Raw genomic sequence first — 18804 nt, forward strand, 5'->3', positions numbered from 1 at the left:
CTCGAGACGAAGCTGGAGGAACTGCGCCTCCGTGTGAACGGCACGCAGGCCCCGTGAGGTCCCAGCCGGCGCCGGCCCTGCCTGCCGCCGGCAAGGAGTGTGGAGACGATGGCCGAATCGACCGAAACCGCACCGCGCGGCGAGAAGTTCGTGCTGGCGTGCGACCATGCCGGCTACGAGATGAAGCAGGAGCTGAGACGCTACCTGGAGCAGGCGGGCAACCGCGTGGAGGACCTCGTCCCCGAGTTCCTGGGACGCACCGACTTCCCGGCGATCGCCGAGACCCTGGGCCGCCGCGTGGCCGCCGCTGCCGACGGATCATACGGCGTGCTCATCTGCGGCACGGGCATCGGCATGAGCATGGCGGTCAACAAGGTCGCCGGAGTCCGGGGTGCGCTGCTCTACTCCGAGACGGCGGCCGAATACGCCCGCCGGCACAACGACGCGAACGTCCTGATCTTCGGCAGCCGCACGATGACCTTCGCCCAGGTGCGGTCCTACCTGGAGGCGTTCTTCCGCCAGGAGTTCGAGGGCGGTCGCTACGCCGACCGCAACGCATACATGGCACAGATGGACGGCCGGTAGCCGATCGGCCGGCGGAGCTATGGCGAGACCTGCCACATTGACCTGTCTGGCGGCCCTCCTGGTGGGCCTGGCGGGGTGCACCGTGCCCCCCCGGCTCCCCGAACCGCCGCCGCAACCGCCCCCGCCCCCGCCCGTCTGCGAGTACTTCGCCTACTGCATGCAGAAGGGCGACACCCTCTACTCGCTCGGCCGGCGCTTCGAGGTCCCGTGGGACGAGATCGCGCGGGTCAACGAGGTGCTGCAGCCGTCCGACCTGGCGATCGGGAAGCTCCTGATCATCCCGAAGGTGCCCGGCGTGGAGGTCCCGGAACTGGAGCTGCCCCCGTTCTCCCACATGCAGGAACGGCCGCGGCATTCGACCCTGCGGCCGGAGGAACTGCACTGCGGAAAGGCGTCCTCGCCCTGCTGGTGGCCCACGCGGGGCCGCGTGGTGTGGCGGTACGGGCAGACGGTCCGAGGGCTGCCGGAGCACGGCATCGGCATCTCCGCCCCCGTCGGTACGGACGTCTGCGCCGTGGCCGGCGGCACCGTGATCGCCTGCGTGCAGGCGACCTCGGGCGCCGCCTGGGGCAACTCCGTCGCCGTAGAGCACGAGGGGAACATGGTCAGCTGGTACGCGCACCTGGGCGAGGTCCTCGTGGAGAAGGGCCGCCCCGTAAGCAAGGGCGAGCCGATCGGCACCGTCGGCGCCAGCGGTGCGATCGGCGAGCCGTGCCTGGCGTTTCGACTGTTTCGTAATGACCGACCCGTGGACCCGGAACGATACCTGCCGTAGCGTCTCCGGAACCGCGCGGGTCTGAGACGCGTCGGGCCGGACGGAGTGTGCAAAGGTCGGAAACCGGATTCCTGCGAGCATATGCCCCCAGCCTGCCCATGAGCACAGCACAAAGCCGGCGACCGAAGAAGGTCCTCGTCGTGACCGATACGCCCGAGGACGTGGAGATCCTGCGCCGCCAGCTCGGCGAGGCGGGCTGCGACCTGGAGCAGACCTGGGGGGTGCAGGCCGCCCTGCGGGCCATCGAGCAGAACCCCCCCGACCTCGTGCTGCTGGACATGACCAACCAGGAGTCCGACGGCGTCGAGCTGTGCGGGACGCTGCGCAGCCGGCCGGAGACGGTGGCCACGCCGGTCATCGTCATCTCCGAACGGACGGGCGTCGAACAGGGGCAGCAGGTGCTGGACATCGGTGCCGACGGGCTGATCTGCCGGCCGTTCGAGCCGGTCGAACTGCTCACGCGCGTGCGCACGCTCCTGCGCATGAAGGACCTGCACGACCGGATCGCCGAGCAGAACCGGCAGTTCATGGAGGCGAACGAGCGGCTCGACCTGCTCAACCAGGAACTGACGATCCGCAACCGCGAGCTGGAGCAGGGCCTGGCCATGGCCCACCGCCTGCAGGAAGCCCTGATGCCGCAGCACTACCCGCACGTGAAGAACGTGGGCTTCTCGCACAAGTACACGCCGGCCGAAGCGATCGGCGGCGACGTCTTCCAGATCATCGGCGTCGATGAGAACCGGGCCGCCATCTTCATCGCCGACGTCAGCGGCCACGGTGTGCGGGCCGCCATCGTCACCAGCATCGTCAAGACCGTCATCGACTACATCAACGTGGCCGACAAGAGCCCGTCGGACGTGCTCAAGGACTTCAACTCCCGCTTCCGCAGCGTGCTCGGGCCGATGACGCCGCAGATCTACGCAACGGCGGCCTTCATGATCGTCGACGGGCACAGGCGCAGGCTGAGCCTGGCCTGCGCGGGCCATCCCGCCCCCCTGCACGTCAGCAAACGCAAGGCGACCGCCGAGCCGCTCATGGATATCGACCACACCGGCCCCGCCCTCGGCTTCCTGAGCGATCCCGAGTACCCAACGGTCGAATGCGAACTGGAGGCGGGCGATATCGTGCTTGGGTTCACCGACGGCATCTTCGAGGTCCTGAGCAAGGACGACGAGATGTTCGGACTTCAGCGCCTCCAGCGCCTGGTCGCTTCCCACACCCGCCTGGTGCCGCGCGACCTCATCCAGCGGCTCATCAGCGAGACGAACGAGTTCATGGGCACGACGAGGCGGCCCGACGACGTCTGCCTCGTCGCCGTCGAACTCTACTGAGCGCCGCCGGCGCGGCCGTCTGTGCGGGACGGTCTGAGAGGGCCGTCGACGGCCGCGACGGAGCGAATCCACGCTTCCCTTCGGGCGTTCCGACGCTATAATTACAGCGGGGCGTGCGGTACGTTCATAGGACAATCCTGGGATGCACGGAGGACAGGCCGTGGACAGGCAGATGCCGTCCCTGCTCCAGCGGGTGACTCGACGGCTGCACGTATGCCGCGCAGCGCGGCGGTTCCACGTCCTGACGCTCGTTCTGGCCGGCGCCTACGCCGTGCTGCTGCTCATCTCCCGCCTTCTGGGGCTCATCCCGGACGCGTTCGAACCCGTCACGCTGGTGGCCGTCGTGGCCGGTGCGCTGGCCCTGGCGCTGGCCGGATGCCGCCGGCCGGGCCGCGCCGAGGCGGCCCGGCGGGTGGACGAACACCAGGCGACGGACGACCTGTTCCTGACGTCCGTGCTGATCGACACCTCCGCCGGCAGCTACGCGCCGCTGGTATTGCGCGACGCCGAGCAGGCGGCCGGCGGCTGCTCCGCCAGGGACGTGGTCCCCTGGGCCTGGGGCCGCCAGGCGCGGAACGCCGCCCTGGCGCTCGCCGTCCTGCTGGCCGGCGTGCTCTTCCTGCCGCAGCTCGACCCGTTTGGCCGGGGCGAGGAGCGGGAGCGACGGGCCGGGCAACGGCGTGAACTCCAGGAGAGCCGCAAGGCCACCGCAATGCGGGCGGCCCAACTGACGCCTCTGGGCGACGCCGAGCTGTCCGAGGAGGTCCGCAAGGCAATCGATGAACTGAAGCAGACGTTCGACGGCATGAAGCCGGATCAGAAGGATGCGAACCTGCGGCGGCTCGCCGCCCGCGAGGCCGACCTGGCCAAGCTCTGGCGCACGGCCGGCGAGGATCGCCTGCGCAGCGCCCCGCGCGCCGCCGGCCCGCTCCAGCGCTTCGGCGCGCGCCGGAACCCCGCTTCCGAGGTCTGGCACCAGGAGCTGCAACAGGGCGTCACGAAGAGCGTCCGGGAGGAACTGTCCGAGCTGAAGCGGATGGCGCAGAAGCTGGCCGAGACCGACGACGAGGCCGAGAGGCAGACACGGTCGCGCGAACTGAGGCAACGGCTGGAGCAGATGAAGGACTTCGCGGCCAACCAGTGCGCTTCGGCCCCCCTGGACGCCGCGCTGCAGCGGGCGCTCAGCCAACTGGCGGCGGCCGGACTCGAGGGTCTGTCGTCCGAGGCGCTGGCCGGCCTGCAGGAGTCGCTTGACCTCAGTGAGCTTGAACTGGAGGCCCTGGCCGAGAGTCTGCGCGACCTGCAGGCCCTCCAGGAGGCGCTGAAGACGCTCCAGTACGCGAAGCGGCTCGGGGAACTGAACCTGCTGGACGGCGAGGCGTGCGCAGCCTGCATGAGCATCGAAGACTACGAAGACCTGTATGAACGGCTCATGGGGGGGTGCTGCACGAGCTGCGGCGGTCCTCTCGACGGGCACGGAGTGTGTGCGAACTGCCGAGGGATCGGCGGCAAGGAGGCGGGGACGGTAGCTGGAGGCCCCTCGCCGGGCAGCACACCCCTGGACACGGAGTACCAGCCCGAGAAGGCTCGCGCGAGCGTGAGGGCGGGGAAGATGCTCCTGTCCATCAAGGCGCAGGGATTCTCGCTGACGGGCCAGGCGGCCGCCGACTACCGCCAGTCCGCCGAGGAGGTCCGGCAGGGGCTCAACGAGGCGATCCTGCACGAGCAGATCCCGCCGGCATACCATGAGGCGATCCGCAAGTACTTCGATTCCCTGGGTGGCGCCGATGGACAGGCAGAGGAATGCGAGTAGGCAGGACCGGCACCCATGACGCGGCCCGCGACCCGACCGACCTCGGTCCGCAACCGGCACATAACCGACATCGGAGGCCCCCGCGCCATGGATCCGTCTCAGTGAGGCTGACCGGGCTGGCCAGGAGCATCGTGCCCCGCCCGCGCAGGCGGATCAGCGCCCGGACGGCGCTGCCGCTCGCCCTGTTCATGCTCCTCTTCGCGGCCGCGTGCCTGCTGCTGGAGCCGGCGGGCCTCATGCTCTTCACGCGCCCGTGGGCATTCCTGCTCTCGGCCCTGCTGCCCTGGGTATGGTGGATGCACGCCGCCGGCGTCAGCGGCCTGCGGGGTGCGCGGTCGGTGCTCGCGCTGGTCGTGCGGCTCACGCTGGTGGCGCTCTTCATCGTGCTGCTGGCGGAACCACGCGCAGTGCGCAAGGACGACGTGCTGTCGGTCGTCTACGCACTGGACATATCCGATTCCATCGGCGAATCGGCATCGAGTGCGGCGCTGGAGTATGTGACGCGGACGGCATCGGGGAAGCCGGAAAGGGACGAGGCGGGCCTGGTGGTGTTCGGGCGCGACGCTTCGGTCGAGCTGCCGCCGCGGACGGCGTTCCCCTTCGAGAGTGCCATCCGCTCGCAGATCCTGCGCGACGGCACGAACCTGGCTCGTGGACTCTCCGTGGCGGCCGCCGTCTTGCCCGACGAGCACCTGGGTCGCATCGTCCTGATCAGCGACGGCTCCCAGACGGAGGGCGCCCTCGCCACCGTGCTGGACCAGTTGAAGACGCGCATGATCCCCGTGGACGTGCTTCCCGTGCGGTACGAGTACCAACACGAGGTGTGGGTGGAGAGGCTGGAGCTGCCGCGCCTTGTGCGAACAGGCGAGACCTACGAGGCGGCCGTGGTGGTCTCGTCGCTGACGGACGGGACGGGAAGGCTGGCCCTCAGCGAGAACGGCCGCGTGATCTGCGAGCAGGACGTGAGGTTCCGGGCGGGCAAGAACCGCCTCGTGCTGCCGCTGTACGGGCGGGGCCCCGGCTACTACGAGTACGCCGCACGGATCCACCTGCCGGAGGGGGCCGACAGCCGGGAGGAGAACAACCTCGCCATGGACTACCTCTACCTGAAGGGTGAGGGGAAGGTCCTGGTGGTGACGGACCCCGGGCCGGACGCGGAACCGCGCGACTGGCAGACGCTCGTGCAGGTCCTGAAGGAGACCAAGCGGGACGTGGAGGTGCGCCCGGCGTACGAACTGCCTCGGGACGCACTGCCGCTGCTGGCCACCGACTGCGTCGTGCTGCCCAATGTCCCGGCGGACGCGTTCGACGCGGCGCAGCTTCAGGCACTTCACGACGCGGTCAAGAGCCAGGGGATGGGCCTGCTGATGGTCGGCGGGGCGCAGAGCTTCGGCCCGGGCGGTTACCGGGGCACCCCCGTGGAGGAGGCGCTGCCGGTGAGCATGGACCTGAGCCAGAAGAAGACGCTGCCCGCCGGGGCGATCGTGTTCGTGCTGGACCGCTCCGGCTCGATGGCCAGCCCGGTGGCCGGCACGTCCAGCACGCAGCAGCAACTGGCGAACCGGGCCACGATACTCGCCGCGCAGACGCTGCTCTCCGGGGACATGGTCGGCGTCGTGGCGTTCGACACCTTGAGCTACTGGATTGTGCCCCTGGAGAGGGTGGAGGAGGTGAAGGACTTCGCGGGCAAGGTCTGGGAGATCGGGCCGGGCGGCGGCACGCACATCTACCCGGCACTGCGGCAGGCCTTCCGGAGCCTCGAGAAGGTCGATCCCGCGCAGGCGGCCGTCCGGCACATCATACTGCTGTCCGACGGGCAGACGCAGGGAGGCGACTACACGGGCATAGCGCAGTTGATGGCCGGCCGGGGCATCAGCCTGTCGTCGGTCGCCGTCGGCGACAGCCCCAACGTCGATCTGCTCGGGCACATTGCGGCGCTGACGGGCGGGTCCCTGCACCAGGCCGCGGACCCGCGGAACCTGCCGAAGATATTCGTCAAGGAGGCGCTGACCCTCCGGCGCACGATGATCCAGAACGAGACATTCACGCCGACGGCGGGCTTCCCGTCGCCGATCCTGAAGGGCATCACGCGGACCCCGAGCCTGCACGGACACGTGGTGACCATGCCCAAGTCGCGCGCCATGGTGGTGCTGAACGGTCCCTCGCAGGGAGAGGACGAATGCGACCCGGTGCTGGCGGTCTGGCGTTACGGCCTGGGGAAGGCCGGCGCCTTCACGTCGGACCTCGCGCCGAACTGGGGGCGCGACTGGGTGGTGTGGGACCGCTTCCGGCCCTTCGTGGACCAGACCATCGGCGACATCGAGCGCCGGCCGATGGAGAGCAACCTGCAGGCGCACGTGGTCCGAGAAGGCGACGCCGCGACGATCCTGGTCGACGACATGCACGTGGACCCGGCATTCCTTGAGGTCCAGGCGGTCGTGCAGGGTCCGCAGGGGCGGGCCGAGACGGTGCGGCTCCGCCAGACCGGCCCCCAGCGCTACGAGGGCGGCTTCTCCCCCTGGGGCGAAGGGCGCTACCAGGTGATCGGCGCCGGTGTGGGCGAAGGCCGCACCGAGCAGTTCGTGTCCGGCCTCGTCGTGCCCTACTCGCCCGAATACCTGCGCTTCCGCGCGGACCCGATCACGCTGGCGCGGATCGCCGAAGACACGGGCGGGCGCATCCTCACCGGCGACGAGACCCACGAGGACATCTTCGTGCCCGAACGCATCCCGAAGGCCAGTTCCCGATCGATCGCGGACCTGTTCCTGCTGATCCTGGCCGTGCTCGTCCCGCTGGACGTGGCCGTCCGCCGTGTGCAGCTCGACTGGACGGTCATCGGCGGCTGGGTGGGTCTCGGGCGGGGCGCGGAGGCATCCGGGGAGACGTTCGAGGCCCTTCTCCGGCGCAAACGCGTCGTCGAGTCCGCCACGGTCCGCAAGGCGCCGAGGGCCGCGGTGCTGCCGGGCCGCCGGAAGGAAGGCGAGGACCGGACCGGACCGCCGCCGAAGCGTCGCGAGCGGCACGCGCCGCCGCCCGACGCGGATCGGGCCTCGACGCTGAAGCAGTTGCTGGACCGAAAGAAGAAATGGAAGGAAGAATAGGGCCGGGCGTCCGTCCGTATAGCAGGACGGGCACGCCGGCCGGCATCGACCCCATCGTACGCGGAGGAGACATGGCCACAGAAGAGCTGCAGGCCGAAGCCGAGGCGTTTCGGGAGGACTACGCACGCATGCGCGAGGAGGTCGGCAAGGTCATCGTCGGCCAGGAGCGCGTCGTCGAAGGCACACTGGCCGCCATCGTCTGCGGCGGCAATGTGCTGCTGGAAGGCGTGCCCGGCCTCGGCAAGACGGAGCTGGTCAAGACGCTCTCGCGTGTGCTCGACCTGGAGTTCAGCCGCATCCAGTTCACGCCCGACCTGATGCCGGCCGACATCATCGGCACGACCGTCATGACGGTCGACCCGGAGGGCCGCTACCTGTTCGAGTTCCGGCAGGGGCCGCTCTTCTCGCAGCTTGTGCTCGCCGACGAGATCAACCGCGCCACGCCCAAGACGCAGTCCGCCCTGCTGGAGGCGATGCAGGAGGGTTCGGTCACGGCCGGGCACACGACCTACCGGCTCAAGCAGCCCTTCTTCGTGCTCGCCACGCAGAACCCGATCGAGCAGGAGGGCACCTATCCCCTGCCCGAGGCGCAACTGGACCGCTTCATGTTCAAGCTCAACGTGTCGTTCCTGAACCGCCAGGAACTCAACGCCGTTCTGGACCGCACGACCCTCGACCGGCAGGTCGCGATCGAGAAGGTCATGGACGGCGACCGCATCCTGGCCCTGCGGGGCGTACTGCAGAACGTGGTCGTGGCCGAGCCGCTGCGCGACTATGCCGCGCGCCTGGTGCTGGCCACGCACGCGGACCAGGAGTCCGCCCCGGACAGCGTGCGCCGGTACGTGCGCTGGGGCGCCAGCCCGCGGGCCAGCCAGGCCCTGCTGCGCGCCGCCCGGGTGCGCGGCCTGACGGAGGGCCGCGCGCACGTCTCCTTTGCCGACATCCGCCACTTCGCCGAGGAGGTGCTCCAGCACCGGATCCTCCTGAACTACGACGGGCTGGCCGAAAGCATCAAGGTGCCCGCGCTGATCCGGGAGATCCTCAACCACGTGCCGGAGGAGATCGGCTGATGCAGGCCGCGCCCGACAGGCCGCAGCTCACGCCGCTGATCGCCAACTCGGTGCTGGACCGGCTGGAGCGGCTCCGCATCAACGCGAGCCGCCGGTTCACCAGCAAGAGCCGCGGCGAGCACCTGGCCGGCCGCGCCGGGGCGAGCATCGAGTTCTCCGACTACCGCGACTACGCCGAGGGCGACGACATCCGGTTCGTCGACTGGAACATCTTCGCGCGCCTCAACCGGCCCTACATGAAGCTCTACCAGCAGGAGGAGGAACTGCACGTCGTGCTGATCGTCGACGCCAGCGCCTCGATGCAGTTCGAACGGAAGCTCGCGCGCGCCGTACAGCTTGCCGCGGCGTTCGGCGTCATGGGGCTGCTCGGACGGGAACGCGTGAGCGCATATGCCTTCAACAGCGCCGGGCCGGCGCCGGGCCGCCTGCGGCCATGCACGGGACGGGCGGGGATGGCGAGCCTGTTCCGGTTCCTGGAGGGCATCGAGCCCGGCGGTGACGCGCCCGTCGAGGCGGGCATCGAGTCGGCCCTCAAGCTCCATACCGGACGCGGCGTCGCCGTCGTCCTGTCGGACTTCATGACGTTCGGGGATGTGACGCGGGCGCTGAACGCGATCTTCAGCGCCGGGCTGGAGGTCTTCGGGCTCCAGGTGCTGGGCCCCGGCGAGGCCGAACCCGAGCTGTCGGGCGACCTGCGACTGGTCGACTGCGAGACCCGACAGACGCTCGACATCACGTCCGCGCAGGAACTGCTGTACCTCTACGAGGAGTATCGGGACGCCTGCGAACGGCAACTGTCGACGCTCTGCCGGCAGCGGTTCGGCCGTTTCCTGTCGGTGCGCTCCGACGCCGACGTCGAATGGCTGCTGTTCGACCTGTTGACGCGCAAGGGGTGGCTGCGGTGAGTTGGATCGGGTTCTATGCAGCGGGCACGGCCTGGCTCTTCGGGCTGCTCGTGCCGCTCGTGGTCTTCTACTTCCTGAAGCTGAAGCGGCCCCGCATCATCATGCCGTCGCTCGCCCTGTGGCGGCAGGTGCTCGCGGACCACCGCGTGAACACGCCGTTCCAGCGCTTCAAGCGCAGCCTGCTGCTCCTGCTCCAGATCCTCCTGCTCGTGCTGCTGAGCCTGGCCGCAATGCAGCCCTTCCTGCGCGGCCCGGCCGCGCGGGTGCGGCGCATCCCCGTGCTGATCGACAACTCGGCCAGCATGGCCGCCCGGTCCGACGACGGAGGCGGGTCGCGGCTGGACGCCGCCCGCGAGCGTGTACGACGCCTCATTGACGGCCTGCTGCCCGATCAGGAACTGTGCCTCATCTCGTTCTCCGACACGCCCCGCAGGTGCACGGGATTCACAAACGACAGGCGCGTGCTGCGTGAGGCGCTCGACGCGATCGAGGTCGAAGACGTGCCCAGCCGCATCGAAGAGGCGTTGCGCATGACGGAGGGCCTCGCTCAGAGCGTCGAATGCGACCGCGTTCTGCTCTTCTCGGACGGCAACATCCCCGCGCGCGCCCACTTCGAACTCCCGTTCACGCTGGACTACCAGCGCCTGCCGGCTGCGGGCCCGAACGTCGGGATCACCGCCCTGAGCGCCCGCCGAAGCGCCGCGGACCAATGGAGCGTCCTGGCCGTCGTCGAAGGCTCGGCGGACGCCGCCGGGCCGGCCACCGTCGAACTGCGCCTGGACGGCGAGAGCGCCGGGACGGAGCACGTGACCATCGCGGGCGGCGAGAGCACCCGCGTCGCCTTCGGCGTGCCGGGAGACCGGCCCGCGGCCCTGGAAGTGAAGGTCGTCCCCGCCGGGTTCGACGCCCTGGCGGGCGACGACACCGCCTGCCTGCAGCTCCCCCTGCTGCGGCCCCTGCATGCCTACGTGCCGACCCGGCTGGACGCCCACCGCCACGCGCTGGCCGCGCTGCCGGGCGTGGCCCTGTCCTCCGAGGACGACGAGGGCGCCCGGGAGGCACGCTACGACCTCGTCATTACCGACCGCGAGGAGGATCGGGACATCGCGGGCCGTACCCGCTGCCTGATCGGACTCGTGCCGACCCCCCTGCGCGGGTTGCTCGCCGCGCGCGAGGGCACGAGCACGGTGGTCGACTGGCGCCGCACGGCCCCGCTCCTGCGCCACGTGGAGTGCGCCGACCTGCTGATCCTGGAACGCTTCGTCCCGGCCGACGGCGCCACCGAAGCCGCCCTGGAAGAACTCGGATACGAGGTGCTCGTGCACGGCGACGCCGGCCCCCTCGTGCTCCAGAACCGGGACGGCGACGCGCTGACCTACACGCTCCTGTTCCACACGGACCGCTCGACGCTGCCCTACCGTGTCGGCTTCCCGGTCATGGTGTCCAACCTGGTGCGGATCGCGATGGAGGCCGGCGGCCTGGGCGAGGCGGCCGCCGTGCGCACGGGCGTGCTGCCCCGCGTGCCGCTCGAACCGGACCGCCCCTACACGGTGCGCGGCCCGCACGGGCAGACACAGTCCGCACGGACGTCCGCATCGGGCGAGCTGGCGGGCATCTCGGCGCGCCGGGCCGGCTACTACACGATCGCCGACGCCGCCGGCACGGTCGCGCGCGTGGGCGCCGGCCTCCTCTCGCCGTCCGAGACGACCCTGCAGGCCACCGAGCAGATCCTGTTCGACGAGAACCTGTCCGTGGCGGCGGCCACGACCTCCCCCGCGGCCGACCGGCGCCTCTGGCCGCTCCTGGCGTGGCTGGCCTTCGGGGTCCTGCTGGGCGAATGGTGGCTCTTCCATCACAGACCCGGAGGGCCGCTGCCATGAGGATGCCGCGGCGCTCCACGCTCCTGCTCTGTGCGGCCTGCATCGCCCTGGCCCACGGGTCGCACGCGCGGGAGGAACCGGCCGGATCGCTGGACATTGAGTTCCGGCAGGTCCTGCCGGCCCGAACGGGCGGCCCGCTCTGGATGGACGCCGAGTTCGACTGCCGGTCGGCCGGCCTGCTGCAGGGCCGCCTGGAGGCGGAAGTCACGAGCGACTCCAGGGGCTTGTTCCGCTACTGCAGCGACGACATGGCGCTGACGGCCGGCCGGCACAGCTTCCGCCTGATGCTGCCGTCCGCCTCCGCGGACCCATGGACCACTCGGCACACGATCCGGGCCGCCTTCCGTATGGAGAAGGGCGCCTGCGTCTTCGACCCCCAGCCCGTGAAGCTGCCGCAGGCGAACGTGCGGAACCTGGTCGTCTGCGTGGCCGCGTCGGACATGGAGATGCGGCTGTCTGCGGGCGACATCGCGTCCAGCCTGCGCCTGGAGCGGTACGACCCCGAATCGGTGCCCGCCAACGCGCGCACCTACGTGACGCACGTGGCCCGTCTGGAGCCGGCGGACCTGCCGACCTCCCCGCTGCCCTGCTGCGGCTTCGACGTGCTCGTCGTGCCGGCGGACGCCTTCCCCGGACTCTCCGCCCGGCAACTCGACGCGCTATGCCGGTGGGCGGAGGGGGGCGGCAGCCTCTGCGTGCTGCCGCACACAGGATTGAAGGACCGGCACGAGCAGTTCCTCAATGCCCTGTCGGCCTCGGCCGGGAGGTGCTTCCGGGTCGACACGGGCGGGACCGTCGAGGCCGGCCGCACCGGCGAGGACATCGTGCTGCTGCGGCCCGGTTTGGGCCGCGCCGTCGTCGTGCTGCCGAATGCGCCGAACGGACCCGACGTGACCTCGCGGGCCTGGCGTCGGGCGGTGGCGCACCTCTGGAAGGTCCGGGCGGACCAGGCGTCGCGCCTGGCCGACGAGGGGCGCTGGACGGCCGTCCGAGAGGCCCCGAGGGCTCAGTACCGACGGTCAATGGGTGGATATGACACTACGGAGAGGCAGATGTTCGGCCACGTCCCCCTCGCATCGGCGGGAAGGATGTCCCAGCACCTTATGCCGCAGAGCTTCCGCATGGTGCCTGCCCGCATACTGCTGCTGGTGTTCCTCGGGTTCCTCGCGGCCATCGGGCCCGTGGACTACTGGCTGTTCGGCCGCCTGAAGAAACGGGCCCTGACGTGGCTGCTCTTCCCCGCCCTGTCGATCGGCTGCGCGGGGCTGGTCGTCTACCTGTCCGGGCGCTACATCGGCTCGCAGGACCACGTGGGCGCCTTCGTCTTCGTGGACGTCGACCGCAGTGGTCGCGTCCTGCGCTGGAGCCGGTGCGAGCTGCAGTTCGGCGGACGTGCCCGCAGGGTCGAACAGGGCATTCGGAATGCCCTGTTCGCGCCGCTGGAGCGAGACGGCGGCGCAGACCCCGCCTCCGACGAGGCGGACATGGCCTGCAGGGGGCGGTATCCGTTCGATTTCGCGGTGTCCCGTCACCTGAAGCAGTGGGATCCGGTGCTCAGTCGCTCGACGTCCTTCGAGCCCATCGAGCTGCCGACCCGGCTGAACTGGCACGCCGTGGACGCGGCCGACCTGGACATCGACGGCTTGCGCACGGGCGTGCACGACAGGCTCTGCGACGGGACGCAGTTCTGCGGGAGTGCCTTCGTCCTGAGGGGCGGGCACACCATCGCCGCCGACGGCAGGCGGGAACTCTGGAGCACACCCCGCGATCACGATTGGGTAGGGATCCGGGACATCCTGCGGGATGCGAGCGCGCGGCCTGCCGAGGGGTTCTTCACGGTCGTCTCGCAGGTCTCTCCCGGGGATGCGACCACCCTGGAGGACCTGAGCGTGCTGGACTCGATGGACCCGAGGCAGGCCCTGCTGGTCGCCGTCGAGTGGGTGGGCAGGGACTGCTACGTCTACCGCTGCCTGTTCTGCGGAGAAGACTGATGGCCATGGTGGAAGTCGAAGACCTCCAGGTGCGCTACGGCCGGCAGCTTGCCGTGCGCGGCCTGAGTTTTGCGATCCCCGCGGGCGAGGTGTTCGGGTTCATCGGCCCGAACGGCGCGGGCAAGACGACGACGATCAAGGTGCTGGCCACGCTGCTCAAGCCGTCCGGGGGCGTGGCCCGTGTCGACGGCCTGGACGTGTCGCGCCGGCCCAGGAAGGTCCGCCGCCGGATCGGCTACATGCCCGACTTCTTCGGCGTCTACGGCGACCTGACCGCGTCCGAGTACCTGCACTTCTTCGCGGCCGCCTACCGGATCCAAGGTCCCCGCCGTCGCGGCATCGTTCGCGACGTGCTCGCGCTGACCGATCTGACCGACAAGGCGGACACGCAGGTCGACGCCCTCTCGCGCGGCATGAAGCAGCGGCTCAGCCTGTCCCGCACGCTGCTGCACGACCCCGACGTGCTGCTGCTGGACGAGCCGGCCTCGGGGCTGGACCCGCGGGCCCGCATCGAGATCCGCGAGGTGCTCAAGGAGCTGAAGCGGATGGGCAAGACCATCCTGGTCTCCAGCCACATCCTGCACGAACTGGCGCAGATATGCACCCGCATCGGCATCGTCGAGGCCGGGCGGCTGGTCGCCGAGGGCGCCCTCGAGCAGATCTACCGGGAACTGGGACTCAAGCGGATCGTCCACGTGCAGATATCGAACGTGTCCGACGACCTGGTCGCCCGCGTCGGCGCCCTGCAGGGCGTCGCATCGGTCGAGCGGCAACTGGACCGCCTCTGCATCCGCATCCACCAGGAGACGCTGGGCGTCGAGGACCTGCTGGACGCCCTGCGCGGGCTCGGGGCGCGCATCTTCATGTTCCAGCCCGAGGTGATGGACATGGAGACGGTGTTCATGAAGCTGACGGAGGGCAAGGCGACGTGAAAGCCCTGCGGCTCAGAGCGCCCTTCCCGCTGCTGCGCAAAGACCTGGCCGAACAGGCCGCGCGGAGGCGCACCTACGTCCTGCGCGTGGCCTACGCGGTGCTGCTGGCCGGTGCCTTCGCGCTCGTCTACCACAGCGCGGCCCGGGCCCGGGGCGGCAATGCACTTTACATGCTGGGATGCGGGGACGACCTGCTCGCCGCCCTCGTCGGTCTCCAGTTCGTGGGCATCTACGTGTTCCTGCCGGGCATGATGGCGGGCGCCCTGGCGGGGGAGAAGGAACGGGACTCGATCGGGCTCCTTCTGGTGACCGACCTGCGGCCCTGGGAGATCGTGCTCGAGAAGCTTCTCGGCCGGCTCGTGCCCATGTTCGGCTTCCTGCTCCTGAGCCTCCCCCTGCTGGCCATCGCCTACGCGTTCGGGGGCATCACGACGGACACCCTCCTGGGCAGCGCCTTTGCCCTGACGCTCGCGTGCCTGCAGGTGGGCGCCTTCGCCCTGATGCTCTCGGCCTTCTGCCGCACGACGGCGCAGGCGTTCGTCGGCTGCTACGTGCTGGGCATCCTGTTCTACTTCGCCCTGCCGATCGTGTACGTCCTGATCAACGAGTTCATGGGCCTTCGCGTCCGCTGGGACGACGACGTGCTGTTCGCCCTGTTCCCGCCGTACCTTTTCTTCGAACGGGTGCTGTGGGACCGCCTGAGCACTGCGCTTCTCGCCGGCATCCCCATCATCCTCTCGACCGGTCTCTTCCTGATCCTGGCGCGCGTGTTCGTGGTCCGCCGCGCTTTCCTGCGCAGCCGGGGGATGATCCTCGCGGCCTTCCACCGGCTGGACGCCTTCTGGCACCGGGCCAACCGGCTGGTCGGAGGCATCGTCCTGGTCAAGGACAGGGACACGCTCCCCGGCGACCGCCCCGTCCTCTGGCGCGAAGTCAACAGGCACACCCTCGGCAGGACCTCCCACCTGATTCGGGTCGCCTGCATCCTGGGCATCCCCGTGGCGCTGGTCGCCGTGGCCGCGATCACGCTCGATGAGGGCGGCCGTGACGCCAACCTGCTCACCGCCATGATCGCGCTCCTGTGGGTCATTGCGGCGCTGGCCTTGTCCATACCGAGCGCAACGGCCATCGCGTCCGAACGCGTGAACCGGACGCTCGACGTCCTGCTCGCCACGCCGCTGACGGGCGCGGAGATCGTCCTCCAGAAGGCGTGGGGGCGGCGGCGGCTGGGGTTCGTCCTGAGCGCCCTGATCATGTTGGTCGTGCTCCTGGAGGCCATGATCGAGCTGCGGCCGCTCTTCTCGGTCTATCTGGCGGCATCGCTGCTGAGCGTCGTCGTCTACCCCCCCATGGTCACGTGGGTGGCCACCTACATCGGGCTGAAGGCACGCACGCCGACCCGGGCCATCGTCGTCACGATGGTCGTCCTGGTGCTGTGGTGTGCGGGGCCGCCGATCGCCCTGGGCATGATCGACGTGCTGACATGGCTGCGCGCAGGCCGCCTGCCCTTGTCGCTCGGCTTCCTGCTCAGCCCGGCCTCGCTGATCGGCTTCGCCGAATCGGGGCACGAGTGGGATTTCTTCGGCCCGATGGTCGGCCCGGCCCTCGTCGTCAACTTCGTCTGGCACGGGGGCATCTGGCTGTTCTTCCGGACCCACTGTCTGGTCCACGCCGAGGAGTTGCTCGGCCGCGCGGCGTCGCCCGCGCGGGCCGCATCTCAGGAGGGCTGACACGGCCATGCGGCGACTCCCGACAACGATCCGTCTCGCCTTCGCCGTGCTGGTCGCCGTCTGGCCCGCCGTGCCCGCCCGGGCGGTCGAGGTGAGCGAGGTGCGCTGGGGCTTCGACGGGAGCACTGTCCCGCAGCGGGTCAACGTCCTGTCCATCCTGCTGGAGAACGACGACGGCCGGCCGTTCGACGACGTCCTGGTGCTGACGCGCGGGTACGGGATCGGCGACCGGCTGGGAGCCCGGCTGGTCGAGCCGTGCTACCTGGCGCCCTTCACGTCGCGCTGGGTCCAGTTCTTCCCCTACGTGGGCAACGACTCCCAGGAGTGGGTCCTTCGCATGGGCGAACGCCGGGAGACGCTGCCGAGCCCGGTCCGGGGCGCGCCGGCGGCCGTCTGCCTGACCGCCTCCGGCAGTCTGCTCCAGGGCCGCGCCGGCCTGCGGACCTTCTCGGACGAGCTGTTCCCCCTGACCGTCGCGGCCACCGACGGACTGGCCGCCGTGGTTCTGGACTACGTTCCCCGCTGGGAGCCCGTCCGCTGCCGGGCGTTTGTGGACTGGCTCAGGCGAGGCGGCACGCTGCACCTGCTGCCGGCGGGCGGCGAGTACCCGAGGTTCGGCGGGGAGTTGAGCATCCTGAACACGCCGACCGACCGCGTTCGCGTCGGTTCGGGCCTCGTCGTGCGGCACCGCGCCGTCCGGGGCGACGTGACCCGGGAGTTCCTGGCAAAGGCCGGTTGCCCGCTGCCCGAATCGCCTCCCGCGTCCCCGGGATTCCAGACGCTGGACGAGAGCCTGCTGGCGGGGCTGAAGGAGATCGTCCGCCCGGAGCACGAGTGGACGCTCATCTACCTGGGCCTGATCGCCTATCTGATCCTGATCGGGCCGGTCAACTACCTCATCGGCCGGCGTGCGGCGCGCTACCGTCTGGCCATCGGCTTCTTCCTCTGCGCCGCCATGGCGGCCACGTGGGCCATGGGCACGCTGGGCCGCCGGGGCTTCGGCGAGGTCAGTTGCGTCCACTCCCTGGCCTACGCCGTGCCCATCGACAGCGGGCACTACGACGTGACGCAGTGGGTCAACGTCTTCGTCACGCACGGAGACGAGTATGCCATTCGGCATGCCGCCGAGCACAACCTGTACGCCGCCTGCGAGACGCATGAGGCCGTCAGCGGCATGATCCAGGCGAGCGGCGGCGGGCGTTTCCACGTGGACATCCCGCGCTTCTCCAACCGGCCCTTCCTGCACCGCGCCCGCCTGGACGGCCCCCCGCTGGATCTCGAGGTCCGGGAGTGGACGCAGCAGAGCCGCCTCGAGGCGCTCACGCTCTCGACAGGCGAGGAGTTCGCGCAGGACGTCGTCCGGGCCTGGGTCCTCCACAAGGACACGCTCTACCCGTTGCGCCGGGACGGTTCCGCCCTGCGCCTGGGCGGCGGACGGCGGGAGCGGGTCTCGCAGTTCGTCATGGAGCGGACAGCCGATCTACGCACATTCCAGCATCCATACCAGCGTCCGCAGACGGTCGAACCCCGCGAGGCGGCCGAGGAACTGGCGCCTGCGCTGATCGTCCGAGCCATCGGAGACGGAAACGAGCCCGGCGGCTGGAACACCTCGTCGCCCGAGGACGAAGACGCGCAGCTCTTCGTGCTCGCAGAGAGCCCCCCCGGCTTCGGCGTCCGCGCGGAGGGGCTCGGCAGCGAAACGGGATTCGTGCTCTACCACGTGCGCCTGCACAGACCGGAGAACACCGATGAGTGAGACCACACCGGAACCCGAAGCCGTCGTGAGTGTGGAGGCCCTGTCCCACACCTACAAGCGGACGCACGCGCTGGCGGGGGTGTCGTTCACCGTCACGCAGGGCTCGATCCACGGCTTCGTCGGCCCGAACGGGGCCGGGAAGACAACGACGCTGAGCATCCTGGCGACGCTGCTGAGGCCGCAGACCGGCACGGTACGCGTCTTCGGCCACAGGCTGCCCCGGGACTACAAGGCCGTGCGCCGCCGCATCGGCTTCATGCCGGACCACCTGGGCCTCTACGCACAGATGACCGTCTTCGAGTGCCTGGACTTCTTCGCCGCCGCCTACGGCATGAAGGCCCGGCGGCGGGAGAGCGTCATCGACGACGTGCTGACCCTCACCGACATGATCCGCCACAAGGACAGCCTGGTGAAGAGCCTCTCGCGCGGCATGTCGCAGCGCGTCAGCCTGGCCCGGGCGCTGGTGCACGACCCCGACCTGCTGCTGCTGGACGAGCCCGCCTCGGGCCTGGACCCGCGGGCGCGCGTCGAGCTGCTGGAGGTCCTGCGCGAACTCAGCCGCATGGGCAAGACGATCTTCATCAGCTCCCACATCCTGGGCGAACTCGGCGACCTCTGCGACCACGTGACGATCATCGACCGCGGCCGCCCGCGCTACAGCGGCACCATGCGGGGGCTCCTGGCGCGGCGCGGCGACGTGGCGGCCTACGTGCTGACGCTGGAGGACGCCGTGCCCGGGCTGGCCGAGCGCCTGGCGGGGCAGGAGGGGATCGCCGGCATCGAGCAGTCGGACGGCGAGGCGGCCTACAAACTCAGCTTCGACACCGGCCTGACCAGCGCCAACGCCGTCCTGCGCGCCGCGATGGACGCCGGGGCACGGGTGGTATCCTTCCGCGAGGACCTGCGGCAGTTGACCGACGTGTTCATGGAACTGA

General features: G+C 70.1%; 13 protein-coding genes. All 13 read left to right on the forward strand.

Going from position 1 to position 18804, the window contains the following annotated elements:
- The first annotated feature begins 108 nt into the window (after positions 1–108).
- Positions 109–585 carry an RpiB/LacA/LacB family sugar-phosphate isomerase gene (locus GXY85_04475; protein NLW50086.1) on the forward strand — a complete coding sequence of 159 codons (477 nt, stop codon included), beginning with the start codon at positions 109–111 and terminating at the stop codon, positions 583–585.
- A 37-nt stretch (positions 586–622) separates the two neighbouring features.
- Entirely contained in the window at positions 623–1360 is a 738-nt protein-coding gene (locus GXY85_04480; GenBank protein NLW50087.1) for a peptidoglycan DD-metalloendopeptidase family protein, read from the forward strand.
- Between the two features lie 140 nt (positions 1361–1500).
- Positions 1501–2691 (forward strand): SpoIIE family protein phosphatase, encoded by a 1191-nt coding sequence (locus GXY85_04485; GenBank protein NLW50088.1) that lies wholly within the window; start codon positions 1501–1503, stop codon positions 2689–2691.
- Positions 2692–2851: 160 nt separating this feature from the next.
- Positions 2852–4504: a hypothetical protein gene (locus GXY85_04490; GenBank protein NLW50089.1), complete on the forward strand. Its 1653-nt coding sequence runs from the start codon at positions 2852–2854 to the stop codon at positions 4502–4504.
- Positions 4505–4605: 101 nt separating this feature from the next.
- Positions 4606–7605 carry a VWA domain-containing protein gene (locus tag GXY85_04495; GenBank protein ID NLW50090.1) on the forward strand — a complete coding sequence of 1000 codons (3000 nt, stop codon included), beginning with the start codon at positions 4606–4608 and terminating at the stop codon, positions 7603–7605.
- Between the two features lie 71 nt (positions 7606–7676).
- Positions 7677–8675 carry a MoxR family ATPase gene (locus tag GXY85_04500; protein ID NLW50091.1) on the forward strand — a complete coding sequence of 333 codons (999 nt, stop codon included), beginning with the start codon at positions 7677–7679 and terminating at the stop codon, positions 8673–8675.
- The gene (locus GXY85_04505; GenBank protein ID NLW50092.1) at positions 8675–9580 is read left to right on the forward strand and encodes a DUF58 domain-containing protein; all 906 of its coding nucleotides are present in this window, start codon (positions 8675–8677) and stop codon (positions 9578–9580) included. Before GXY85_04500 ends, GXY85_04505 begins: the two co-directional genes overlap by 1 nt.
- A complete protein-coding gene (locus GXY85_04510) occupies positions 9577–11460 on the forward strand; it encodes a VWA domain-containing protein (protein ID NLW50093.1) in 1884 nt (627 codons plus the stop codon). The genes GXY85_04505 and GXY85_04510 overlap by 4 nt, the downstream gene beginning before the upstream one ends.
- The gene (locus GXY85_04515; protein ID NLW50094.1) at positions 11457–13451 is read left to right on the forward strand and encodes a hypothetical protein; all 1995 of its coding nucleotides are present in this window, start codon (positions 11457–11459) and stop codon (positions 13449–13451) included. Before GXY85_04510 ends, GXY85_04515 begins: the two co-directional genes overlap by 4 nt.
- Positions 13448–14383, forward strand: coding sequence for an ABC transporter ATP-binding protein (locus GXY85_04520; protein NLW50095.1), 936 nt, complete (start codon positions 13448–13450; stop codon positions 14381–14383). The genes GXY85_04515 and GXY85_04520 overlap by 4 nt, the downstream gene beginning before the upstream one ends.
- Entirely contained in the window at positions 14380–16113 is a 1734-nt protein-coding gene (locus tag GXY85_04525; protein NLW50096.1) for an ABC transporter permease subunit, read from the forward strand. The genes GXY85_04520 and GXY85_04525 overlap by 4 nt, the downstream gene beginning before the upstream one ends.
- A 7-nt stretch (positions 16114–16120) precedes the next feature.
- On the forward strand, positions 16121–17869 hold the full coding sequence (locus tag GXY85_04530) for a hypothetical protein (GenBank protein NLW50097.1): 1749 nt from the start codon (positions 16121–16123) through the stop codon (positions 17867–17869).
- Positions 17862–18804: ABC transporter ATP-binding protein (locus GXY85_04535; GenBank protein ID NLW50098.1), on the forward strand; the 943-nt coding region annotated here is incomplete at its 3' end. The genes GXY85_04530 and GXY85_04535, both read left to right, overlap by 8 nt.

The sequence above is a fragment of the Candidatus Brocadiaceae bacterium genome, from assembly GCA_012728835.1.
Lineage (GTDB): Bacteria > Planctomycetota > Brocadiia > SM23-32 > SM23-32 > JAAYEJ01.